At 74.9% G+C, this 20,191-nt stretch carries 23 protein-coding genes, 1 tRNA gene and 1 pseudogene; 15 read left to right on the top strand and 10 right to left on the bottom strand.

Going from position 1 to position 20,191, the window contains the following annotated elements; all coding sequences use genetic code 11:
- Positions 1-25 precede the first annotated feature (25 nt).
- Together OVA14_RS09175 and OVA14_RS09180 are read right to left on the bottom strand one after the other, a co-directional pair.
- Positions 26-883 (bottom strand): aminoglycoside phosphotransferase family protein, encoded by an 858-nt coding sequence (locus OVA14_RS09175; protein WP_267503596.1) that lies wholly within the window; start codon positions 881-883, stop codon positions 26-28.
- A 5-nt stretch (positions 884-888) separates the two neighbouring features.
- Positions 889-2,094 carry an aminotransferase class I/II-fold pyridoxal phosphate-dependent enzyme gene (locus tag OVA14_RS09180; RefSeq protein ID WP_267503597.1) on the bottom strand — a complete coding sequence of 402 codons (1,206 nt, stop codon included), beginning with the start codon at positions 2,092-2,094 and terminating at the stop codon, positions 889-891.
- A 109-nt stretch (positions 2,095-2,203) separates the two neighbouring features.
- On the opposite strand from OVA14_RS09180, the gene OVA14_RS09185 reads away from it, so the two are divergent.
- A complete protein-coding gene (locus tag OVA14_RS09185) occupies positions 2,204-3,730 on the top strand; it encodes a S1C family serine protease (protein ID WP_267503598.1) in 1,527 nt (508 codons plus the stop codon).
- Here OVA14_RS09185 and OVA14_RS09190 read toward each other — a convergent pair.
- A complete protein-coding gene (locus OVA14_RS09190; protein WP_267503599.1) occupies positions 3,727-4,608 on the bottom strand; it encodes a hypothetical protein in 882 nt (293 codons plus the stop codon). The genes OVA14_RS09185 and OVA14_RS09190 overlap by 4 nt on opposite strands.
- A gap of 126 nt (positions 4,609-4,734) precedes the next feature.
- Between OVA14_RS09190 and OVA14_RS09195 the strand changes: the two genes are divergently transcribed.
- Positions 4,735-5,013: a DUF3039 domain-containing protein gene (locus OVA14_RS09195; RefSeq protein ID WP_267503600.1), complete on the top strand. Its 279-nt coding sequence runs from the start codon at positions 4,735-4,737 to the stop codon at positions 5,011-5,013.
- 97 nt (positions 5,014-5,110) lie between these two features.
- Here the strand turns inward: OVA14_RS09195 and OVA14_RS09200 are convergent, their stop codons facing one another.
- On the bottom strand, positions 5,111-6,394 hold the full coding sequence (locus OVA14_RS09200) for a nicotinate phosphoribosyltransferase (protein ID WP_420710653.1): 1,284 nt from the start codon (positions 6,392-6,394) through the stop codon (positions 5,111-5,113).
- A gap of 75 nt (positions 6,395-6,469) precedes the next feature.
- Here OVA14_RS09200 and OVA14_RS09205 point away from each other — a divergent pair, with 75 nt between their 5' ends.
- Genes OVA14_RS09205 through OVA14_RS09215 form a run of 3 tightly spaced genes read left to right on the top strand, consistent with a single transcriptional unit; the run spans position 6,470 to position 8,244 of the window.
- Positions 6,470-7,033 (top strand): GNAT family N-acetyltransferase, encoded by a 564-nt coding sequence (locus OVA14_RS09205; RefSeq protein ID WP_267503602.1) that lies wholly within the window; start codon positions 6,470-6,472, stop codon positions 7,031-7,033.
- Between the two features lie 51 nt (positions 7,034-7,084).
- Positions 7,085-7,672: a sugar O-acetyltransferase gene (locus OVA14_RS09210; RefSeq protein ID WP_267503603.1), complete on the top strand. Its 588-nt coding sequence runs from the start codon at positions 7,085-7,087 to the stop codon at positions 7,670-7,672.
- A complete protein-coding gene (locus OVA14_RS09215; RefSeq protein ID WP_267503604.1) occupies positions 7,669-8,244 on the top strand; it encodes a TetR/AcrR family transcriptional regulator in 576 nt (191 codons plus the stop codon). Before OVA14_RS09210 ends, OVA14_RS09215 begins: the two co-directional genes overlap by 4 nt.
- Here OVA14_RS09215 and OVA14_RS09220 read toward each other — a convergent pair.
- Genes OVA14_RS09220 through OVA14_RS09235 form a run of 4 tightly spaced genes read right to left on the bottom strand, consistent with a single transcriptional unit; the run spans position 8,241 to position 11,333 of the window.
- A complete protein-coding gene (locus tag OVA14_RS09220) occupies positions 8,241-9,173 on the bottom strand; it encodes an ABC transporter substrate-binding protein (RefSeq protein WP_267503605.1) in 933 nt (310 codons plus the stop codon). The two genes, OVA14_RS09215 and OVA14_RS09220, sit on opposite strands and share 4 nt — an antisense overlap.
- Positions 9,170-9,880, bottom strand: coding sequence for an ABC transporter permease (locus OVA14_RS09225; RefSeq protein ID WP_267503606.1), 711 nt, complete (start codon positions 9,878-9,880; stop codon positions 9,170-9,172). The genes OVA14_RS09220 and OVA14_RS09225 overlap by 4 nt, the downstream gene beginning before the upstream one ends.
- Positions 9,877-10,518 carry an ABC transporter permease gene (locus tag OVA14_RS09230; RefSeq protein WP_267503607.1) on the bottom strand — a complete coding sequence of 214 codons (642 nt, stop codon included), beginning with the start codon at positions 10,516-10,518 and terminating at the stop codon, positions 9,877-9,879. The genes OVA14_RS09225 and OVA14_RS09230 overlap by 4 nt, the downstream gene beginning before the upstream one ends.
- Positions 10,519-10,520: 2 nt before the next feature.
- Positions 10,521-11,333: an ABC transporter ATP-binding protein gene (locus OVA14_RS09235; RefSeq protein ID WP_267503608.1), complete on the bottom strand. Its 813-nt coding sequence runs from the start codon at positions 11,331-11,333 to the stop codon at positions 10,521-10,523.
- Between the two features lie 128 nt (positions 11,334-11,461).
- On the opposite strand from OVA14_RS09235, the gene murI reads away from it, so the two are divergent.
- The 5 genes and pseudogenes from murI (at position 11,462) to OVA14_RS09255 (ending at position 14,309) form a co-directional block, all read left to right on the top strand.
- Positions 11,462-12,295, top strand: a complete 834-nt coding sequence (gene murI / locus OVA14_RS09240; RefSeq protein WP_324287998.1) for a glutamate racemase — start codon at positions 11,462-11,464, stop codon at positions 12,293-12,295.
- 10 nt (positions 12,296-12,305) lie between these two features.
- Positions 12,306-13,040 carry a ribonuclease PH gene (gene rph / locus OVA14_RS09245; RefSeq protein ID WP_267503609.1) on the top strand — a complete coding sequence of 245 codons (735 nt, stop codon included), beginning with the start codon at positions 12,306-12,308 and terminating at the stop codon, positions 13,038-13,040.
- Positions 13,037-13,315: pseudogene (locus OVA14_RS13860) on the top strand (non-canonical purine NTP pyrophosphatase); the annotation flags it as partial. The gene rph and the pseudogene OVA14_RS13860, both read left to right, overlap by 4 nt.
- 218 nt (positions 13,316-13,533) lie before the next feature.
- Positions 13,534-13,656 carry a non-canonical purine NTP pyrophosphatase gene (locus OVA14_RS13865; protein WP_420710580.1) on the top strand — a complete coding sequence of 41 codons (123 nt, stop codon included), beginning with the start codon at positions 13,534-13,536 and terminating at the stop codon, positions 13,654-13,656.
- A complete protein-coding gene (locus OVA14_RS09255) occupies positions 13,653-14,309 on the top strand; it encodes a metal-dependent transcriptional regulator (RefSeq protein WP_267503610.1) in 657 nt (218 codons plus the stop codon). The genes OVA14_RS13865 and OVA14_RS09255 overlap by 4 nt, the downstream gene beginning before the upstream one ends.
- A 43-nt stretch (positions 14,310-14,352) precedes the next feature.
- On the opposite strand, the gene OVA14_RS09260 is transcribed toward OVA14_RS09255, so the two are convergent.
- Both OVA14_RS09260 and OVA14_RS09265 read right to left on the bottom strand, forming a co-directional pair.
- Complete coding sequence (locus tag OVA14_RS09260) at positions 14,353-15,075, bottom strand: DedA family protein (protein ID WP_267503611.1); 723 nt, start codon at positions 15,073-15,075, stop codon at positions 14,353-14,355.
- A 43-nt stretch (positions 15,076-15,118) separates the two neighbouring features.
- Positions 15,119-15,202: transfer RNA gene (locus tag OVA14_RS09265), tRNA-Leu, on the bottom strand.
- 105 nt (positions 15,203-15,307) lie between these two features.
- On the opposite strand from OVA14_RS09265, the gene OVA14_RS09270 reads away from it, so the two are divergent.
- The 5 genes from OVA14_RS09270 (at position 15,308) to OVA14_RS09290 (ending at position 20,146) form a co-directional block, all read left to right on the top strand.
- Positions 15,308-16,063: an SDR family NAD(P)-dependent oxidoreductase gene (locus OVA14_RS09270; protein WP_267503612.1), complete on the top strand. Its 756-nt coding sequence runs from the start codon at positions 15,308-15,310 to the stop codon at positions 16,061-16,063.
- A gap of 47 nt (positions 16,064-16,110) precedes the next feature.
- On the top strand, positions 16,111-17,010 hold the full coding sequence (locus OVA14_RS09275) for a 3-hydroxyacyl-CoA dehydrogenase family protein (RefSeq protein ID WP_267503613.1): 900 nt from the start codon (positions 16,111-16,113) through the stop codon (positions 17,008-17,010).
- A 37-nt stretch (positions 17,011-17,047) separates the two neighbouring features.
- On the top strand, positions 17,048-17,752 hold the full coding sequence (locus OVA14_RS09280) for a flavodoxin family protein (RefSeq protein ID WP_267503614.1): 705 nt from the start codon (positions 17,048-17,050) through the stop codon (positions 17,750-17,752).
- A gap of 98 nt (positions 17,753-17,850) precedes the next feature.
- Positions 17,851-18,669: an alpha/beta fold hydrolase gene (locus tag OVA14_RS09285; RefSeq protein ID WP_267503615.1), complete on the top strand. Its 819-nt coding sequence runs from the start codon at positions 17,851-17,853 to the stop codon at positions 18,667-18,669.
- Between the two features lie 532 nt (positions 18,670-19,201).
- Positions 19,202-20,146: a hypothetical protein gene (locus tag OVA14_RS09290; protein ID WP_267503616.1), complete on the top strand. Its 945-nt coding sequence runs from the start codon at positions 19,202-19,204 to the stop codon at positions 20,144-20,146.
- Positions 20,147-20,191: the final 45 nt, after the last annotated feature.

Raw genomic sequence — 20,191 nt, forward strand, 5'->3', positions numbered from 1 at the left:
GTCGCCGCGCGGGCTGCAGCGGCGCTCAGCGCGCGTCGACGCCGAGCGCCGCGAGCGTGCGGATCGCCGCCCCCTCGCGAGCCGGCTCGTCGAGGGTGATGAGCGCCTTCCAGAGCGCCCAGCCCGCGCCCCGGCGCCACTCCGCGTCGTCGCCGAGCGCCGCTCGGAGCGACGCGCGCCCCGCGCCGTCGCACCACTGCCAGGCGAGCGCGAGGTCGCAGGCGGGATCGCCGACGCCCGCCTGCCCGAAGTCGATGACGGCCGCGAGCGCCCCGTCGCGCAGCAGCACGTTGCCGGGCGCGACGTCGCCGTGGAACCACGAGGGCCGGGCGGGCCCCGGGGCGTCCCTCGCGTCGGCCCACAGGTCGCGGGCACCCGCGACGTCGACGCGGTGCGCGCTCGCGGCGAGCGCACGGGAGACCTGCGCGTCCCACTGCGTGAGCGGTGCGCCGCGCCCCGCGCCGTGCGGCCCGGGGCCCGGGCCCTCGGGCGCCACGGCGCGGAGGTCCCGGAGGAACCGCGCCAGGTCGGCCGTGAGCGCGGCGCTCGGCGGAGCGTCGAGCGTCGGCGTGCTGCCGTCGATCCAGCGCCGCACCGACCACGGGAAGGGGTAGCCGGCTCCCGGCTCCCCGAGCGCGAGCACCTCGGGCAGCTCCCACGGCAGCGCCGCCGCGAGGGTGGGCAGCCAGCGCGCCTCCTTCCCGACCTGCGGCACGTAGCCGACGGCGCTCGGCAGGCGCACGACCATGCCCTCGCCGAGCCGGAACGAGCGGTTGTCCCAGCCGTCGACGTCGACGGGGCGCACCTGCAGGTGCGACCACTGCGGCAGCTGCTCGCGGATCAGGCGCTCGACGAGCGGCGCGTCGATCATGAGCGGCGCCATGCGCCTCAGGCGCTCGGCGCGAGCGCCGAGCCGAGGCCCGCGAGCCGCGTGGCCGCCTCGCCGAGCATGTCGTCGGACTTGCAGAAGGCGAAGCGGAGGGTCGACCGCAGGTCGCGCCGCGACGGTCGCGCGAGCGCCGACAGGGGCACGCCCACGACGCCCACGAGCTCGGGCAGGCGTCGCGCGAGCGCGGTCGCGTCCTCGACGCCGAGCGGTGCGGCGTCGGCGATGAGGAAGTAGCCCGCCTGCGCGGGGTGCACCGCGAAGCCGGCGCGCCGGAGCCCGCGCGCGAGGATGTCGCGCTTCCGCGCGAACGACTGCTGGATGGTGTCGAAGTGCTCGTCCGGCAGCCGCAGCCCCGTGGCGACGGCGGGCTGGAAGGGCGCGCCGTTGACGAAGGTGAGGTACTGCTTGACCGCGCCGATCTGGGCGATGCGGGCCGGGCTGGCCATGATCCAGCCGATCTTCCATCCCGTGACCGAGAAGGTCTTGCCGGCGGACGAGATCGAGACGAGGCGGTCGCGCGCCGCCTCGATCGTGGCGATCGGCACGTGCCGCTCGTCGTACACGAGGTGCTCGTAGACCTCGTCGGTGACGATGATGGCGTCGCGCCGCTCGGCGACCCGCACGATGTGCCGCATCGACTCCTCGGTGAAGACCGTGCCCGTCGGGTTGTGCGGCGAGTTCACGACGATCATGCGGGTGCGCGGGCTCGTGGCGCGCAGCAGTCGGTCGGGGTCGGGCTGGAAGTCGGGCGCCGCGAGCGGCACCGGCACGAGCACGGCGCCGGCGAGGGCCGCGACCGCCGCGTACGCGTCGTAGTACGGCTCGAAGACGATGACCTCGTCGCCCGGTACGAGGTAGGCGAGCATCGTGGCCGCGAGCGCCTCGGTCGCCCCTGCCGTCACGAGCACCTCGCTGCGGCCGAGCCCGATGCCGTAGAAGCGGCGCTGGTGCTCGACGATCGCGTCGATGAGCTCCTGGCTGCCGCGGCCCGGGCCGTACTGGTTGCAGCCGTGGTCGATGGCGTGCTTCGCGGCGTCGAGCACCGCGCGCGGGCCGTCCTCGTCGGGGAAGCCCTGCCCCAGGTTCAGGGCGCCCGTCGCGGTGGCGAGCGCCGTCATCTCGGCGAAGATCGTGGGGGCCAGGCGGCCGTCGGCGCCGAGCAGCCCCGCTCCCGCCGCGGCGCGCTGCCAGGGTGCGTGCTCCATGCCTCGACGCTACTCGCTCACCCCCTCCCAGCGCCCCATCCGACCTTCCGTGCAGGCGGCATCGGAGGCGCATAGGGAGTGCATGGTGCGCGGTGGCACCGTCGTGGGCATGACGAACCCGTACGACCACGTGCCGAACCCCATGGCTCCGCAGCAGCCGCCCGCGCAGCCCGCGGGCGCCTGGCAGTGGCAGCCGCCGCGCCGTCCGGAGGGTGCCGAGGAGCAGTTCTCGGGTGCTCCGGGCCGTCGCTGGGACGAGGGAGCCGCGTCGTCGCCCGCGGGCGGCGCACCGGGCGCCAGCGCCGCCGCCCCCGGCGCTCCCGCCTCCAGCACTCCTGCGCACAGCGCTCCTGCGTACAGCACTCCGGCCTACAGCGCCCCGGCCTACGGAGCGCCCGCGCACGCGCCCACCGAGCCGCTCGGCGGCTTCGGCGGCGGCCCCGGCTCGCCGTGGCAGCCGCAGGGCGAGCCGCAGCCGCCGCGCCGCCGTCGGGGCGGCCTCGTCGCGGGCGCGCTCGCAGCAGCGGTGCTGCTGGGCGGCGCTGCCGGCTTCGGCGGCGGTGCGCTCTTCGCGGCCCAGCAGCCGCAGGCGAACCCGGGCCAGGCGGGGCAGACCGTCGAGGGCGAGACGGTGGCCGATCCCCAGACGATCGCCGACGTCGCGGCGAACGCCGGGCCCTCGGTCGTGACGGTGCAGGCCTCGTCGCAGCAGGGCTCGGGCGAGGGCTCGGGCGTCGTGATCGCCGCCGGCGGCTACATCGTCACGAACAACCACGTCGTCACGCTCGACGGCGCGACGGCGGACGCGAGCATCACCGTGCAGACGAGCGACGGCCAGCTGCTGCAGGCGGAGGTCGTGGGCACCGATCCGACCGTCGACCTCGCGGTGCTCAAGGTCGACGCCGAGCTGCCCGTCGTCACGTTCGCCTCGAGCGACGAGGTGCGCGTGGGCGACACCGCGATCGCGATCGGCGCGCCGCTCGGGCTCTCGAACTCGGTGACCGACGGCATCGTCTCCGCCACCGACCGCGGCCTCCAGATCGCCTCGAGCGAGGCGCCCTCGGGCGACGAGCAGCAGTCGCAGCAGTCGCCGTTCGGCTTCTGGCAGGACAACGGCGCGCAGGCCGCGCAGGAGGACATCTCGATCCCCGTCGTGCAGACCGACGCCTCCATCAACCCGGGGAACTCGGGCGGCGCGCTGCTGAACGCCTCGGGCCAGCTCATCGGCATCAACGTCGCGATCGCGAGCATGGGCTCCTCGGGCGACTCGAGCGCCGGCTCGATCGGCATCGGCTTCGCGATCGAGGCGAGCCTCGTGCAGCGCGTCGTGCAGGAGATCATCGACACCGGCGCCGCGAGCCACGGCCTGCTCGGCGCCTCCGTGAGCGACGTCACGGACGCCTCCGTCGGCACCGTCGGCGCGCAGGTCGCGGAGCTGAGCCAGGGCGGCGCGGCGGAGGCCGCAGGGCTGCAGGTCGGCGACGTCATCACCGCGGTCGACGGCGCCACCGTGACGAACGCGGTCGACGCGACCGCGCAGGTGCGCTCGCACGCGGGCGGCACCGAGGTGACGATCACCTACGTGCGCGGCGGCCAGGAGGCCGAGGCGCAGGCGACCCTGGGCACGCTGGACTAGCCGCGCGGCCCCTCCGACGGCGCGTCGTCCCCTCCGCGGGGCGGCGCGCCGTCGTCGTGCTCGTCGTGCTCGCCGAGGCGCTCGCGGAATCGGCGGAAGCCGCCCGCGAGGCCCTCGCGCTCGATGGCGCGCGCCTCGGTGATCCGCTGGCCGAGGCTCGGCCGCACCTCCTTGATGCGGGGCGCGAGCTCGGCGCCGAAGGCGAGGGGCGCCGGACCGAAGGCCTCGCGCGCGGCCTTCACGACCTGACGGCCCAGGATGCTGTTGCCGACGCCGCCGATCGCGGCGCCGATGCCGAACGGCAGGGCGCGGCCGAGCATCGAGGTGCCGGTGTTGCGGGCCATGCGGCGCAGGAACGCGCGCCGCAGGAAGTCGACGACCTGCCCCATCGCGCCCGTGGGCAGCCGGCTCGTGATGAGCTCGCCCCAGAAGGCCTGGCCGGCCGCGCCGCGCCCGATCGACTGCTGCGCGACGCGGCGCACGAGCGCCTTGCCGCCGGAGCCGAGCATGAGGCCCATGACGAGCGCCTTCGCGCGCTCGGGATCCTGCACGTGGATGCCGTGCACCTCGGTGACGGCCTGCGCGAAGAAGGCGCTCGCCTCGAGGAACCCGACGGTCTCGACCGCGGTGAGGCCGAGGGCCGCCGCGGTGCCGATGCCCGGCACGACCGCGGTGGCGCCGACGGCGGCGCCGCCCGCGGAGACCGCGGCGACGTACTGCTTCTCGAGCCGCGCGATGACCTGCTCAGGGCTCAGCTCCGGATGCTTGCGGCGCAGCTCGCGCAGGTGGTTGACGACGAGCGGCCGCTGGGCGTCGATGACGCGGTCGAGCGTCTTCATGACCCAGCCGAGGTCGTCGTCCTGCTGGATGTCTCCCATGGGTCCCTCCTCGTGGCGCGCCGCGCGCCGCCGCAGCGTCGATCATCGCCGATGGCGCCCCTGAGGGCGCTGAACGGCCGGTCGGAGCACGCCCCGCCGCGGGGCGCCGCGTGGGATCATGGGGGCATGACCGACACGACCGGACCCGGCACCATCGGCGGCGGCGGCAGCACCGACGTGCTCGACCGCGAGCTCGAGCAGCTGCTCAACGGCGAGCTGCTCGACGAGGGCGACCACGACCGCTTCTCGCACTACGTGAAGAAGGAGAAGATCCTCCAGTCGGCGATCACGGGCAAGGCCGTGCGCGCGCTGTGCGGCAAGAAGTGGACGCCGGGGCGCGATCCGGAGAAGTTCCCGGTGTGCCCGACGTGCAAGGAGATCTACGAGAAGCTCCGCGACGAGTAGCCGCTGCGCTGCGCGGCGGGCCTCGCGGCGCAGCGCACGTCTCGGCGCAGCGCACGTCTCGGCGCAGCGCACGCCTCGGCGCAGCGGACGTCTCTCCTCAGCGGAAGGCGGTGGGCAGGGCCGGCTCGCCGCGCGCGAGGCGGTGGGCGTCGGCGGGGAGCTCGGCGACCGACGCCGCGTGGCGGTCGCGCGCGGCCGCGACGCCGCCGGCGCCCAGCCATCGCTCGTCGATCTCGCCCGCGGCCACGAGCGGCACCTGCAGCGCGCGCCCGGCCCGCGCGGCGTCCGCGAGCGTGCCGGGGTCGTCCGTGAGCAGCACGGTCTCCTCGACCGCGACGCCGCCGCGGAGGGTGCGCACGGCGGTCTTCTCGCCGCCCGTCGATGCCTTGCCCTCCGAGTGCTTCGCGACGCCCTTCCACGCGCCGTCGGCGCCCTGGCGCGCGACGAGCTTGTAGACCATGCCCGCTGCGGGCGCGCCGGAGCCCGTCACGAGGCTCGTGCCGACGCCGTAGGCGTCGACGGGGCTCGCCTGCAGGCCCGCGATCGCGTACTCGTCGAGGTCGCTCGTGACGGTGATGCGCGTGCCCGTCGCGCCGAGCGAGTCGAGCAGCCGCCGGGCGTCCGCCGCGACCTCGTTGAGGTCGCCCGAGTCGAGGCGGATGCCGCCGAGGCCCGTGCCCGCGACCTCGATCGCGGTGCGGATGCCCTGCTCGATGTCGTAGGTGTCGACGAGCAGCGTCGTGCCGACGCCCAGCGCGTCGATCTGCGCCTGGAAGGCCTCGGCCTCCGAGTCGTGCAGGAGCGTGAAGGAGTGCGCGGCCGTGCCCATCGTGGGGATGCCCCAGCGGCTGCCGGCGGCGAGGTTCGAGGTGGCCGAGAAGCCCGCGACGTACGCCGCGCGCGCGGCGGCGACCGCGGCCTCCTCGTTGGCCCGGCGCGACCCCATCTCGGCGAGCGGCCGGCCCTTCGCGGCGCGCACCATGCGGGTGGCGGCGTTGGCGACGGCGGAGTCGTAGTTGAGCACCGAGAGCGCGACCGTCTCGAGCACCACGGCCTCGGCGAAGGTGCCCTCGACCACGAGCACGGGGGAGCCGGGGAAGTACAGCTCGCCCTCGGCGTAGCCGCGGATGTCGCCCGAGAAGCGGTACTCGGCCAGCCAGTCGACGAGCTCGGCCGAGGCCCACGGGCGGATGCTCGCGAGCTCGGCGTCGCCGAAGCGGAACTCGGCGAGGCGCTGCAGGAAGCGGCCGGTGCCGGCGACGACGCCGTAGCGGCGCGCGCCCGGCAGGCGGCGCGCGAACACCTCGAAGGCCGAGGGCCGGAAGGCCGTGCCGGAGCGCATCGCGGCATCGATCATCGTGAGCTCGTAGCGGTCGGTCATGAGCGCGGTGTCGGTCACGGGCGCAAGCCTACGGCGCGCCGGATCCGAGCCCTCCGCGGGCGCTAGCGTGGATCGGTGCCCGTCGACCAGCCGCAGCCCGCCCCTCCCGTCCCGCCCGTCCTGCCCGCCGACGTCGAGCTGCGCTCGCCGCGGCCCGAGGACGCCGAGGCGTGGAGCCGCTTCCTCGTGGCGGCGCAGCGGGACACCTACGGCGCGCTGCTGCCCGCTGCCTTCGGCGACGACGATCTGGCCGCATCGCGGATCGCCGCGCTCGAGTCCGCGTTCGCCGAGCCCGGTGACGCGGCACGCCGGATCGCGTGGCGGGGGAGCGCGGTGCTCGGCGTCGCGAGCGCGTCCGCCGCGCCCGCCGACTGGGAGGTGGCGCTCGGCCTCGTGCCCGCCCCCGCGTCGCGGGAGCTCGACCGCCTCTACGTGCACGCCGACGCGCACGGCACGGGCCTCGGCCACGTGCTCTTCGACGCGGTCGTCGACGAGCGCCCCCACTACCTGTGGCTCATCGACGGCAACGAGCGCGCGAGCCGCTTCTACGAGCGGCGCGGCTTCCGCCACCTCGACGAGCGCGTCTCGACCGGGCCGTCGTGGGGGCACATCCCCATGCACCGGATGCTGCGCGGCTGATCGCCCGAGGCGATGCGTACGCTCGTACGCATCGGGTGTACGATCGTCCGCATGGATGAGCGTGACTGGTTCCCCGGCGACGACCGCACCAATCGCGAGCGCATGCTCGCGGGCGACCTCTACATCGCCGACGATCCCGAGAGCGGCGCCCGCCACGACCGCGCCGTGCGGCTCGCGCGCGCCTACGGCGAGGCCTTCGTCGACGACGCGGCAGCGGCGCGGCCGCTGCTCGAGGCGCTGCTCGGCGAGCTGGGGGAGGGCGCGGTCATCACGCCGCCGCTCTTCGTCGACTACGGGGAGCAGATCCGCCTCGGCGCCCGCAGCTTCGCCAACTACGGCCTCACCGCGCTCGACGTCGCCCCCATCACGATCGGCGAGGACGTGCAGATCGGCCCCAACGTGCAGCTGCTCACACCGACCCACCCCATCGACCCCGAGGCGCGCCGCGCCAAGCTCGAGGCGGCCGAGCCGATCACGATCGGCGACAACGTCTGGCTCGGCGGCGGCGTCATCGTGTGCCCCGGCGTCACGATCGGCGAGAACTCGGTGATCGGCGCGGGTGCCGTCGTCACGCGCGACATCCCCGCGAACGTCGTGGCCGTGGGCAACCCGGCCCGGGTCATCCGCGAGATCGCATGACCCGCCGCACCGATCCGGATCGCCGCGACCGCATCGTCGAGGCCTGCCTCGACGTGCTCGTGGAGCATGGCGTCGCCGGTGCATCGCACCGGCGCGTGGCCGCCGCGGCCGACGTGCCGCTCGGGTCGATGACCTACCACTTCGCGGGCTTCGGCGCCCTGCTGGCGGAGGCCTTCGGGCGCTTCGCGGCCGAGGCCGCCGCCCGCTTCGAGGCGGCGCTCGCCGACGCGGAGGGGCCGGAGGCTGCCGTCGACGCCGCGGCCTCCCTCGTGCACGGCACCGTGCTCGGCACGCGCCGGGAGCTCGTGCTGACGCAGGAGCTCTACACGCTCGCCGCCCGCGACGAGCGGTTCCGCGCCATCACGGCCGCGTGGATGCTGCGCAGCCGCGCCGCGCTCGAGCGGCACCTCGATCCCGAGGCGGCGCGCGGCGTCGACGCGCTCATGGAGGGGCTCACCCTCCACCGCGCCCTGGACGCGCACGGGGTCGCGCACGGGGCCGAGCACGACGACGCCGGAGCAGCCCCCGATCCGAGGATGCTGCTCCGGCGCGTCGCGGGGCTCGTCGACTAGCTCGTGAAGCCCTGCTCCTGCAGCCACTCGGCGGCGATGTCGGCAGCGGGCGCCTGCTCGTCGACCGAGCGGCCGTTGAGGGCGAGGAGCTCCTCCGAGGTCAGCGCGGCCGAGACCGCGTTCACGATCTCCTGCGCCTGCTCGTCGACCTTGTCGCTCGCGACGGGCACGACGTTCGAGGCGAGGAAGAGGCCCTTGGTGTCCTCGAGCACGACGAGGTCGTTCTTCGCGATCGACGGGTCGCCCGTGTAGACGATCGCGAGCTGGACGTCGCCGTCCTGCAGCGCGCGGATCGTGAGCGGGCCGCCGCCGTCCTCGATGGGCGTGAAGCCCACCTCGATGCCGTAGGTGTCCGCGAGTCCCTGCGGGCCGTTCGGGCGGCTCTCGGCCTCGGAGTTCGCACCCATCGTGAGCGGCACGTCGACGTTCGCGAGGTCCTCGATCGTCGTGAGGTCGTACTGCTCGGCGAACTCGCGCGTCACGACGTACGAGTCCTGGTCGGTCGCCGGCGCCTGGTCGAGGACGGTGATGCCCTCGGGCGCCGCCTCCTGGAGCGCGGCGAAGACGTCGTCGCTGAGGCGCTCCTGCGGGTCCTCGGCCCAGACCTGCAGCAGCGGGCCGGTGTACTCGGGGAAGAGGTCGATGGCGCCCGACTCGATCTCGGGCAGGTAGACCTCGCGCTGGCCGATGCGCAGGTCGCGCTCGATCGTGTAGCCCTCGGCCTCGAGCGCCTGCGCGTAGAGCTCGGCGATGATCTCGTTCGAGTAGTAGTCCTGCGAGCCGACGACGAGCGTGGTGCCGTCGCCGCCCGAGGTGGGGGCCGCGGAGTCCTCGGCGAGCGGGTCGGCGTTGGTGCAGCCGGTGAGCGCGAGGCCCGTGGCCGCGACGGCTGCCAGGGCGATGCCCGCCCTGCGGGTGATGCTGGTCATGCGGTGTTCCTCTCTGGGGCCCGCGCGGGTGCGCGGACGGGGACGGTGGTCGGTTCGGCGCGGCGGGCCGCGGTGGATTGGAGGGCCTGGAAGGCGAGCTCGACGAGCAGCGACAGGAGGGCGACGAGGATGGCGCCCGCGAGCATCACCTCGTAGTCGCCCGCCTTGACGCCCTGGAAGATCGGGCGCCCGAGGCCCGTGTTCGAGACGTAGGCGGCGAGCGTCGCGGTCGAGATCACCTGCAGGGCCGCGGAGCGCAGCCCGCCGATGAGCACGGGCGCCCCGAGCGGCAGCTCGACGCCGCGCACGATCTGCCACTCGGTCATGCCGATGGCGCGCGCGCCGCCGATCACCTGCCGGTCGACGGCCTCCACGCCCGCGTAGGCGCCGGCGAGCACGGGCGGCAGCGCGAGCACGAGCAGCGCGAGGTAGGGCGCCTCGAGGCCGATGCCGAGCGCGAGGCCGAAGATCGTGAGGAGGCCGAGCGTCGGCACCGCGCGGGCGCCGCTCGTGAGCGCGACGACGAGGCCGCGTCCGCGGCCGGTGTGCCCGATGAGCACGCCGGCGGGGATGCCGATCGCGGCGGCCGCGAGCAGCACGGCGCCCGAGAACCCGAGGTGCTCGAGGATGCGGAGCCCGAGCGAGTTCGGCCCCTGCCAGTTGGCACCGTCGAGCAGGTAGGCGATGGCGTCGACGAAGAGGTTCATGCGGGCACCGCCTTCCGCCAGGGCATGGCGAGCCTGCCCGCGAGCACGATGATCGCGTCGATCGCGAAGGCGACGACGACGGTGAGGATGAGCCCGGTGGCGATCGAGGCGTCGATGCCGCGCTGGAAGCCGTCGGTGAAGAGCGTGCCGAGGCTCGAGATGCCGATGACGGCGCCGACCGTGACGAGGCTCACGGTCGAGACCGCCATGACCCGGAGCGAGGCGAGCAGCACGGGCCCCGCGAGCGGCAGCTCGACGCGCCAGAACCTGGCCCAGGGCGAGTGCCCCAGCGCGTCGGCGGCGAGCATCGTGTCGCGCGCGACCGAGCCGAAGGCGTCGGCGGCGCCGCGCACGAGCAGGGCGCAGCCGTAGAGCGTCAGGCCGATGATCGCGACCCACGGCGAGCGGGCCGAGAGGCCGAAGATCGCGGGGATGATGATGAACAGCGCGAGCGAGGGGATCGCGTAGAGCAGGCCCGTGCCCGTGAGGAGCGGCGTGCGGATGCGGCGGTAGTGCGCCGCGAGCCACCCGAGCGGCACCGAGATCGCGAGCGCGAGCACGATGGGCGCGATCGACAGCCACACGTGGTCGAGGAGCAGGCCCCACACGATGTGGAGGTTCTGGCTGAGCCACTGCATGGTCAGCCCGCCAGCACGCCCGTGGGGCGGTCGTCGCCGTCGACGACGATCCGGCGCCCGTCGACCTCGCGCACCGAGAGGGTGCGGCGGGCGCTGCCCGCGCCGACGAAGCGCGAGACGAACTCGTCGGCCGGGTTCGCGAGGATCTCGGCGGGCGTGCCGCGCTGCGCGACCTCCGCGCCCTTCCGCAGCACGAGCACCTCGTCGCCGAGCGCGAAGGCCTCGTCGATGTCGTGCGTCACGAACAGGATCGTCTTGCCGAGCTCCTGCTGCAGCGTGCGCATCTCGGCCTGCAGCTGGTCGCGCACGATGGGGTCGACGGCGCCGAACGGCTCGTCCATGAGCAGGATGTTGGGGTCGGCCGCGAGCGCGCGGGCGACGCCGACGCGCTGCTGCTGGCCGCCGGAGAGCTGCCCCGGGTAGCGGCCGCCGAGCGCGGGGTCGAGGCCCACGCGCTCGAGGAGCCCGAGGGCCGCCTGCCGCGCCTCGCGGCGGTTCGCGCCCTCGAGCATCGGCACCGTCGCGACGTTGTCGGCGACGGTGCGGTGGGGGAGCAGGCCGCCCGCCTGCAGCACGTAGCCGATCGAGCGGCGCAGCTGCACCTTGTCCATCGAGCGCACGTCGACGCCGTCGATCGAGACGGTGCCGCTCGTGGGCTCGACCATGCGGTTCACCATCCGCAGCAGCGTCGTCTTGCCGCAGCCGGACGAGCCGACGAGCACCACGACGCCGTGGGACGGCACCGTGAGCGTGACGTCGTCCACCGCGACGGTGCCGTCGGGGTACTCCTTGCGCACCTGGTCGAACTGGATCACGCGGTGCTCCTCACCGTCGCAGGGGTCGCTCGGACGCGGCCCCCCGTGGGGTGCCGACCCTACTCCGCGCCGCCGACAACGGGGCGCAGGAACGTCCAGGAAGCATCCCGGCGGCTAGGCTCGACCCCGTGCAGCGCCCCATCGGAGTCTTCGACAGCGGCGTCGGCGGGCTGACCGTGGCGCGCGCGATCATCGACCAGCTGCCGAACGAGTCGATCACCTACATCGGCGACACCGCGCACGGCCCCTACGGCCCGCGCGAGCAGGACGAGGTGCGCGGCCTCGCGCTCGACGTGCTCGACACGCTCGTGCAGCAGGGCGTGAAGATGCTCGTCATCGCCTGCAACACGGCCTCCGCCGCGACGATCGACGTCGCGCGCGAGCGCTACGAGGAGGGCCTCGGCATCCCCGTGGTCGAGGTCATCGACCCCGCCGTGCGCGCCGCGGTGGCGCAGAGCCGCACGGGCCGCATCGGCGTCATCGGCACCGCCGGCACCATCGGCTCCGGCGCCTACCAGCGGGCGTTCGCGACCGCCGGGGTGCCGCACGTGACCGCCGCCGCCTGCCCGCGCTTCGTCGAGTTCGTGGAGGCGGGCGTCACGACGGGCGACGACGTGCTCGGCGCCGCCCGCGAGTACCTCGCGCCCGTGCTCGCCGAGCGCCCGGACACGATCGTGCTCGGCTGCACGCACTACCCGCTGCTCGCCGGCGCGATCGGCTACGTGGCCGGCCCCGACGTGCGGCTCGTCTCGTCGGCCGAGGAGACCGCGGCCGACGTCTACCGCATCCTCTCCGACCGCGGCATGCTCGCGCCGGAGGGCAGCGCGCCCGTCTACGAGTTCGAGGCCACGACCGAGGCGCAGGAGCCGTTCCTGCGGCTCGCGCGGCGGTTCCTGGGGCCCGAGGTGACGCACGTGGAGTTCACGCAGACGGGGGTCATCGTGCTCCCGGACCGGATCTGAAGGAGGGCGCATGGCGCGCAAGGACGGCAGGACCCCCGACGAGCTGCGGCAGGTCACGATCGAGCGCGGCTGGAGCGAGCAGGCCGAGGGCAGCGCCCTCGTCTCCTTCGGCCGCACGAAGGTGCTCTGCACCGCCTCCGTGCTGCCGAGCGTGCCGCGCTGGATGGCGGGCAAGGGCAAGGGCTGGGTGACCGCGGAGTACGCGATGCTGCCCCGCTCCACGAACGAGCGCATGGACCGCGAGAGCGTCAAGGGCCGCGTCGGCGGCCGCACGCACGAGATCTCGCGCCTCATCGGCCGCAGCCTCCGCGCCGTCGTCGACCTGAAGGCGCTCGGCGAGGTCTCGATCGCGGTCGACTGCGACGTGCTGCAGGCCGACGGCGGCACCCGCACGGCCGCCATCACGGGCGCCTACGTGGCGCTCGCGGAGGCCATCGCGTGGGCGCAGGCCAACGGGCGCATCCCGAGGTCGGCGACGCCGCTCATCGACTCCGTCGCCGCAGTGTCGGTCGGCGTCATCGACGGCGAGCCCATGCTCGACCTCGCCTACGTCGAGGACGTGCGCGCCGGCACCGACATGAACGTCGTCGCCACGGGCCGCGGCCTCTTCGTCGAGGTGCAGGGCACGGCGGAGGGCGCGCCCTTCGACCGCCGCGAGCTCGACGCGCTGCTCGACCTCGCGCTCGGCGGCATCGCCACCCTCACCGGCATCCAGGGCGAGGCGCTCGAGGGCGTCGGCGCATGACGAGCGTGGGCGCCACGGGCGTCGACGTGACCGGCGGCGGCCTCCAGGTCGTCGTCGCCACGCACAACCCGCACAAGGTCGAGGAGCTGCAGCGCATCCTCGCGCCGCTCCTCCCGGGCGTCGAGCTGCTCGCCGACGACGGGCCGGAGGCGGTGGAGGACGGCGAGACCTTCGAGGCCAACGCCCTCATCAAGGCCCGCGCCGCCCACGAGCGCACGGGCCTGCCCGCGCTCGCCGACGACTCCGGCATCGCGGTCGCGGCGCTCGGCGGCGCCCCCGGCATCCACTCGGCGCGCTACGCGGGCACGCGCGTCGACGCCGACAACGTGGCCAAGCCTGCTCGACGACCTCGCGGACCACGACGACCGCTCGGCGAGCTTCGTGTGCGCCGCGGCCTGGGTCGACGCCGACGGCGAGGTGGTCGAGCCTGCGCGAGTGGGCGGGCGCGGTCGCCGAGGCGCCGCGCGGCGAGGGCGGCTTCGGCTACGACCCCGTGTTCCTGCCGGCAGACGCCGACGGCCGCGCCGCAGCGGAGCTCAGCCCCGAGGAGAAGGACGCCCGCAGCCACCGCCGGCTCGCGTTCACGGCGCTCGCGGAGCGGATCGCCGGGCGATGATTCCCTCCACCGCGGCCGAGGACTACGTCAAGGCCATCTACGGGCACACCGAGTGGCAGCCCGAGCCGATCACGCCCTCGCAGCTCGCGACGGCGCTCGGCCTGGCCAACTCGACCGTGACCGAGATGGTGAAGAAGCTCGCGGCCGCGGGCCTCGTGCGGCACCGCCCCTACGGCGCGATCGAGCTGACGCCCGAGGGCCGCGCGCTCGCGCTGCGGCAGACGCGCAGGCACCGCGTGGTCGAGACCTGGCTCGTCGAGCGCCACGGCTACGACTGGGACGAGGTGCACGACGAGGCCGAGGTGCTCGAGCACGCCATGAGCGACCGGCTGCTCGACTCGATCGCCGCCTCCCTCGGGGACCCCTCGCGCGATCCCCACGGCGATCCGATCCCTGCCGCCGACGGCTCGGTCGTGCGACCCGAGGCCGTGCTGCTGGCCGAGGCGCCGCCCGGGCACCGGGGCGCGGTCGTGCGCATCTCGGACGCCGATCCCGCGATGCTGCGCTTCCTCGCGGAGTCGGGCATCGCGCTCGACGCGGGCGTCGAGGTCGTGGGCCACAAGCCCTACTCGGGCTCGATCGAGGTGCGCGTCGAGGGCAGCGACGTGGCGCTCGGGCCCGACGTGGCGCGCAGCGTCTGGCTCGCGGCCTGACGGCTCGCGCAGCTCCCCGCCGACTCCGCGGGGGAAGCGCTGGTCAGCGCAGCAGGCCCTGCTCGTCGGAGCCGGAGAGGTCGAGCGTCTGCACCTCGCCCGTCGCGGTGCCGTCGCGGAGCTCCCGCTCCACCTCGCGCCGCGACTGGATGGCGTGCCACACGATCGCGATGATCGCGATGGCGACGACGCCCAGCAGCACGAGGTCGATGTACGCCGTCACGAAGTCGGCGACGCCCGGGATGTGCGCGACGCCCCAGCCGAGCAGCGGCAGGCCGGCGCCCCACAGGAGGCCGCCGATGATGTCGAGGCGGAAGAACTTCTGCCACGGCATCCGGCCCACGCCCGCCGCGACCGGCATGAACGTGCGGACGATGCCGATGAACCGGGCGATGATGACGGCGGCGGCGCCGTAGCGCACGAAGAAGCGGTTCGTGCGCTCGATCGTGCGATGCGAGAACAGGCCGTGCGACTTCCGCTGGAAGATCGGCGGCCCCGCCTTGTGGCCGATGTAGTAGCCCAGCTGGTCGCCCGCGACCGCCGCGATCCAGATGCAGAGGCACACGAGCCAGATGGGCTGCGGGATGACGCCCGTGTACGAGAGCACGCCCGCGATGACGAGCAGCGTGTCGCCGGGCAGCAGGAAGCCCACGAGCAGGCCGGTCTCGACGAACACGATCGCGCACACGAGCAGCAGCGCGAGCGCGCCGGCGCCGGAGATGAGCCCCTCGATGTCGATGAGGAACTGCGCTGGCAGGGGATGCACGGGTGCGCTCCTTCGCGGACGGGTCGACGGCGTCGACCGACAGTGCGGGAGAGGGGACTCGAACCCCCACGCCACAGTGGGCACAGGAACCTAAATCCTGCGTGTCTGCCAGTTCCACCACTCCCGCGCAGGTGTGCTCAGCGTACTCGGCGGGGGACGCCCGCGGCACCACGCGGCGCGCCGCCGGTGAGCGAGGGCGGCGCCCGCGCCGAGGCTCTGCCAGGGTGGTGCCATGGCCATGACCGCGCTCGTCACCGGCGCCTCCGCGGGGCTCGGCGCCGAGCTCGCGCGGCAGCTCGCCGCCGACGGCTTCCGCCTCGTGCTCGTCGCCCGCGACCGGGCCCGGCTCGAGGCGCTCGCGGCCTCGCTCGCCGTGCCGTGCGAGGTGCTCCCGGCCGACCTGACGGTGCCCGACGACCTCCAGCGCGTCGCCGCGAGGCTCGCCGACCCGGCGCGGCCCGTCGACGTGCTCGTCTCGAACGCGGGCTTCGGCATCGCGGCCGAGCTCGCCGACTCCGACCCCGCAGACGAGCGGCGCCTCCTCGAGCTGCTCGCGTGGGCGCCGCTGCGGCTCTCGCAGGCGGCCCTGCCCGGGATGCTCGTGCGCGGCCGCGGCGGCATCCTCACGGTCGCGAGCCTCGCGGGGCTGCTGCCGACGGGCTCCTACGCGGCGGCGAAGGCGCACGCGATCGCGCTCTCGCGCTCGATCGCCGCGCAGCACCGCGCCGACGGCATCCGCGCGACGGCGCTCCTGCCGGGCTTCGTGCGCACGGAGTTCCACGAGCGGATGGGCCTGCGGCGCACCGGCGTGCCCGCGATCGCCTGGGCCGACGCGGCCGACGTCGCGCGCGAGGGCCTCGCGGGGCTCCGCCGAGGCCGTGCCGTGGTGGTGAGCGACTGGCGCTACCGGCTCGTGCGGCCCGTGCTGCCGCTCGTGCCCGACCGCATGCTCGGGCGCTGGACGATGCGACGCCTCGACCCCCGATGAGCGGCGCCGCAGCGGCGGGCGACCGCGCACGACCGGAGGAGCCCGGCATGGACCACGAGCAGCAGCCCGAGACGATCGCGGTGCTCGGCGCCGGCGTGATGGGCGCGGGCATCGTGCGCACGTTCGTGCGCGGCGGCCACGCGGTGCGCGTGCACGACCCGCGCGGCGATGCTGCGGAGGCCGCCGCCGCATCCGCGGGCCCGCGCGCGAGCGCGCACGCGTCGCTCGCGGAGGCGGTCGCGGGGGCGACGCTCGTCGTCGAGGCCGCGCCCGAGCGGCTCGAGCTCAAGCGAGCGCTGCTCGCCGAGGTGGAGGCCGCGAACGAGCACGCCCTCATCGCCTCGAACACCTCGTCGATCGCGCCCGCGGCGCTCGCCGCGGGGCTCGCCGATCCATCACGGCTCGTGATCGCCCACTTCTTCAACCCGGCCGACACCGTGCCGCTCGTCGAGGTGGTGCCGGGCCCGGCCACGCCGCCCGCGGCGGTCGAGCGGATGCGGCGGCTGCTCGAGGGCTGCGGCAAGACGGCCGTGCCGCTCGCCGAGCAGGTGGAGGGCTTCATCGCCAACCGCCTCCAGGCGGCGCTCTACCGCGAAGCGATGCACCTCGTGGCGCGCGGCATCGCGACCCCCGCGCAGGTCGACCTCGCGGTCACCGCGGGCCTCGGGCCGCGGTGGGCGCTCGCGGGGCCGTTCGAGGTGATGGACCTCGGCGGGCTCGACGTGTGGACCGCCGTCGCCGACGGCATCTTCCCGAGCCTCGACGACGCCTCCGAGGCCCCCGCGATGCTGCGCGACCGCGCCGCGGCGGGGGCACTGGGCGCGAAGAGCGGCGGCGGCTTCGCGCCGCGCGACCTCGAGGAGCCCGCGCGGTTCGCGCGGCGCCTCGCGGCGCTGCTCGCGGCGCGCGAGCGGCTGGACGCGGACGAGCAGCGTCCAGCATCCTGAGCGTCGGCGCCCAGGAACGGGGGCCAGGGTGGGGGACATGACGGACACCATCCGCGCCATCTACCTCAACGGCTCCCTCACCCCATCGCCGGGCGAGAGCCACACCGACCTCCTCATCGAGGCGAGCGCCGCCATCCTCCGCCAGCAGGGCGTGGAGGTCGAGGTCGTGCGCGTCGTCGACCACGACCTGGCGCCGGGCGTGCAGCCCGACATGACCGAGCACGGCGCGGCCTCCGACGCGTGGCCGCAGCTGTGGGAGCGCGTCCGCGAGGCGGACATCCTCGTCCTCGCGACGCCCATCTGGCTCGGGCAGGCCTCGAGCGTCTTCCGTCGCGTGGTCGAGCGGCTCTACGCGCAGTCGGGCGAGCTGAACGACCAGGGCCAGTCGTCGTACTACGGCAAGGTCGCGGGGCTCCTCGTGGGCGGCAACGAGGACGGCATGAAGCACGTCGCCGCCGAGGCGCTCTACGCGCTGCAGCACCTGGGGTACTCGATCCCGCCGCAGGCCGACGCCGGCTGGGTGGGGGAGGCCGGCCCCGGGCCGTCGTACGGCGACGAGCTCGACGACGGGTCGTTCGCGGGCGCCGACAACGACTTCACGCAGCGCAACATCACGATCATGACCTGGAACCTGCTGCACCTCGCGCGGATGCTGCGGGGCGGCATCCCGAACGAGGGCAACGACCGCACCGCCTGGGAGCGCGGCGAGCGCTTCGGCTTCCAGAACCCCGAGTACCGCTGAGCGGCTCGGCCGCCGGCGCGGAGCGCTCGGCGACCACCGACCACCGTCCGCCGACCGGCGGACGCACCCCTGGCACGCATCGAACGAAGGAGACATCCATGACCGACGTCACGCTCCACATCGACGACTCCGGCATCCCTGAGGGCGGCGACGGCCGCACGGTGGTGCTGATCCACGGCTGGCCGCTGTCGGCGGAGTCGTGGGACGCCCAGACCGAGGCGCTCGTGGCCGCGGGCCACCGCGTCGTCGCCTACGACCGCCGCGGCTTCGGCCGCTCGTCGAAGCCCGAGGAGGGCTACGACTACGACACCTTCGCGGCCGACCTCGACTCGGTGCTCACGCAGCTCGACCTCACCGACGTGACGCTCGTGGGCTTCTCGATGGGCGGCGGCGAGGTGGCGCGCTACGTCGCCGGGCACGGGCAGGACCGGGTGCGCTCGGTCGTCTTCGCCGCGGCGGTGCCGCCGTTCCTCATGCAGGGCGACGACAACCCCGAGGGGCCGCTGACGAAGGAGGCGTTCCAGGAGATGCGCGGCGGCCTCGAGGCCGACCGCGACGCCTTCTTCGACGAGTTCACCACGGGCTTCTTCTCGACCGCCGAGGGCATCCAGGTGAGCGAGGAGCAGCGGCAGGAGGCGCTCGCGCTCGCGAAGCAGTCGTCGCAGACCGCCGCGCTCGGCGCGATGGACGCGTGGGCGACCACCGACTTCCGCGACGACCTGGACGCCATCACGGTGCCGACGCTCGTCATCCACGGCGACGGCGACCAGACGGTGCCGCTCGAGGGCTCCGGGGCGCGGACGGCCGCGGCGATCGAGGGCAGCGAGCTGCACGTGATCGAGGGCGGCCCGCACGGCTGCAACGTGTCGCACGCCGAGGAGTTCAACCGGGTGCTGCTCGACTTCCTGCAGCGCTAGGCCGCGCCTCCCGCGCTGCCCGCAGCGCTGAGCCGCGCCTCCCGCGCTGCCCGGCGGCCGCCCCCTCCGCGGGGCGGCCGCCGTCGCGCGCGGCCGCTCCGGCCCTCGCGGCCCCTCCCGGCTCTGCCCGGCGCTGCGCGACTCCCGCCCTCCTGCTCCCAGTCCTGCCCGCCGACTCTGGCCCTCCCGCCCGGCCCGGCTCTGGTGGTCCAGCCCGACCCGGCTCTGGCCCTCCTCGCCCGCCCCAGAACCTGGCCGGCGACTCCTGCCCGGCGACTCCTGCCCGTGATTGGCGGCTTCTGGCGCTGAGTGGCGCCGATCGGCGGGGTGTGGCGCCGAAATCCAGCCACTTGGCGCCACTCGCCGCCGAATGCCGCCGCTGACCGCCGAATGCCGCCGCTGTCCGCCGAATGCCGCCACTGGACGCGGGATGCCGCCACTGGACGCGGCCTGCGGCGCGGCGCGGCGGACCGGGAGTGCCGCGCGCCCGTCGCGGCTGGCGCGCGTGGGCGGGCGGGTGCAGGATGCCCGCATGCGCGTCATCGACTGGCTCATGGAGGGCGACCCGGCGATCCGCTGGCAGGTCATGCAGGACCTGCTCGAGGCGGATCGGGCGGAGGTCGCGGCCGAGCGCGCGAGGGTCGCGCTCGAGGGCTGGGGCGCGCAGCTGCTCGCGGCGCGCGATCCTGGGGGCCTGTGGGCGGGCGGCACGTTCTTCCCGGCGACGGAGCCGACGTCGCCGAAGCAGCCCTGGACGGCGACGCACCCGGTGCTCGTCGAGCTGCGCCTGCTCGGCCTCGACCCCGAGAGCCACGAGGCGCGGGCCGCCATCGCCGACGCGCGGCGCCTCGCCCGCTGGGAGCACGACGGCCAGCCCTTCCTCGAGGGCGAGGTCGAGCCGTGCATCAACGCGGCGCTCGTGAGCAACGCCGTCCACTTCGGCGAGCGCGTCGACGGTGTCGTCGAGCGGCTGCTCGGCGAGCAGATGGCCGACGGCGGCTGGAACTGCGAGCAGGAGCAGGGCAGCACGCGCGGCTCCTTCGACACGACGATCGCGGTCGTGGAGGCGCTGCTCGCGCAGGAGCGCCGCCTCGAGCGCGAGGGCGGCGACGACCGCCGGCTGCGCCTCGCGCGCGAGCGCGGCGAGGCGTACCTGCTCGAGCGCGGCCTGCTGCGCCGCAGGAGCACGGGCGAGGTGATCGACGAGGACTACCTGCGCCTCGCCGCGCCGCCGCGATGGCACTACGACGTGCTGCGCGCGCTCGAGCACCTGCGCGACGCGGGCTACGAGCCGGACGATCGGATGCGCGAGGCGCTGGACGTCGTCCGCGGCAAGCGTCGCGACGACGGCACCTGGCCGCTCGACGTCCGCTGGGGCGGCGATGCCTGGGTCGAGTACGGCACGGTGGGGGAGCCGAACCGCTGGATCACGATGCGAGCGCTGCGCGTGCTGCGCTGGGCCGGCGACCAGGCCTGATCGAGGAGGTCCGGGACGCGGCCCTGTGGAGAGCTCCTGCGAGGC

Origin of the sequence: Agrococcus sp. SL85 (assembly GCF_026625845.1) — a bacterium.
In the GTDB taxonomy this organism is placed as follows: domain Bacteria; phylum Actinomycetota; class Actinomycetes; order Actinomycetales; family Microbacteriaceae; genus Agrococcus.

Bases quoted from the DNA above. Each gene is read 5' to 3' on its own strand.
- OVA14_RS09175 (WP_267503596.1), bottom strand. From the start codon at position 883: ATGGCGCCGCTCATGATCGACGCGCCGCTCGTCGAGCGCCTGATCCGC.
- OVA14_RS09180 (WP_267503597.1), bottom strand. From the start codon at position 2,094: ATGGAGCACGCACCCTGGCAGCGCGCCGCGGCGGGAGCGGGGCTGCTC.
- OVA14_RS09185 (WP_267503598.1), top strand. From the start codon at position 2,204: ATGACGAACCCGTACGACCACGTGCCGAACCCCATGGCTCCGCAGCAG.
- OVA14_RS09190 (WP_267503599.1), bottom strand. From the start codon at position 4,608: ATGGGAGACATCCAGCAGGACGACGACCTCGGCTGGGTCATGAAGACG.
- OVA14_RS09195 (WP_267503600.1), top strand. From the start codon at position 4,735: ATGACCGACACGACCGGACCCGGCACCATCGGCGGCGGCGGCAGCACC.
- OVA14_RS09200 (WP_420710653.1), bottom strand. From the start codon at position 6,394: ATGACCGACCGCTACGAGCTCACGATGATCGATGCCGCGATGCGCTCC.
- OVA14_RS09210 (WP_267503603.1), top strand. From the start codon at position 7,085: ATGGATGAGCGTGACTGGTTCCCCGGCGACGACCGCACCAATCGCGAG.
- OVA14_RS09215 (WP_267503604.1), top strand. From the start codon at position 7,669: ATGACCCGCCGCACCGATCCGGATCGCCGCGACCGCATCGTCGAGGCC.
- OVA14_RS09220 (WP_267503605.1), bottom strand. From the start codon at position 9,173: ATGACCAGCATCACCCGCAGGGCGGGCATCGCCCTGGCAGCCGTCGCG.
- OVA14_RS09225 (WP_267503606.1), bottom strand. From the start codon at position 9,880: ATGAACCTCTTCGTCGACGCCATCGCCTACCTGCTCGACGGTGCCAAC.
- OVA14_RS09230 (WP_267503607.1), bottom strand. From the start codon at position 10,518: ATGCAGTGGCTCAGCCAGAACCTCCACATCGTGTGGGGCCTGCTCCTC.
- rph (WP_267503609.1), top strand. From the start codon at position 12,306: ATGGCGCGCAAGGACGGCAGGACCCCCGACGAGCTGCGGCAGGTCACG.
- OVA14_RS09255 (WP_267503610.1), top strand. From the start codon at position 13,653: ATGATTCCCTCCACCGCGGCCGAGGACTACGTCAAGGCCATCTACGGG.
- OVA14_RS09270 (WP_267503612.1), top strand. From the start codon at position 15,308: ATGGCCATGACCGCGCTCGTCACCGGCGCCTCCGCGGGGCTCGGCGCC.
- OVA14_RS09275 (WP_267503613.1), top strand. From the start codon at position 16,111: ATGGACCACGAGCAGCAGCCCGAGACGATCGCGGTGCTCGGCGCCGGC.
- OVA14_RS09280 (WP_267503614.1), top strand. From the start codon at position 17,048: ATGACGGACACCATCCGCGCCATCTACCTCAACGGCTCCCTCACCCCA.
- OVA14_RS09285 (WP_267503615.1), top strand. From the start codon at position 17,851: ATGACCGACGTCACGCTCCACATCGACGACTCCGGCATCCCTGAGGGC.
- OVA14_RS09290 (WP_267503616.1), top strand. From the start codon at position 19,202: ATGCGCGTCATCGACTGGCTCATGGAGGGCGACCCGGCGATCCGCTGG.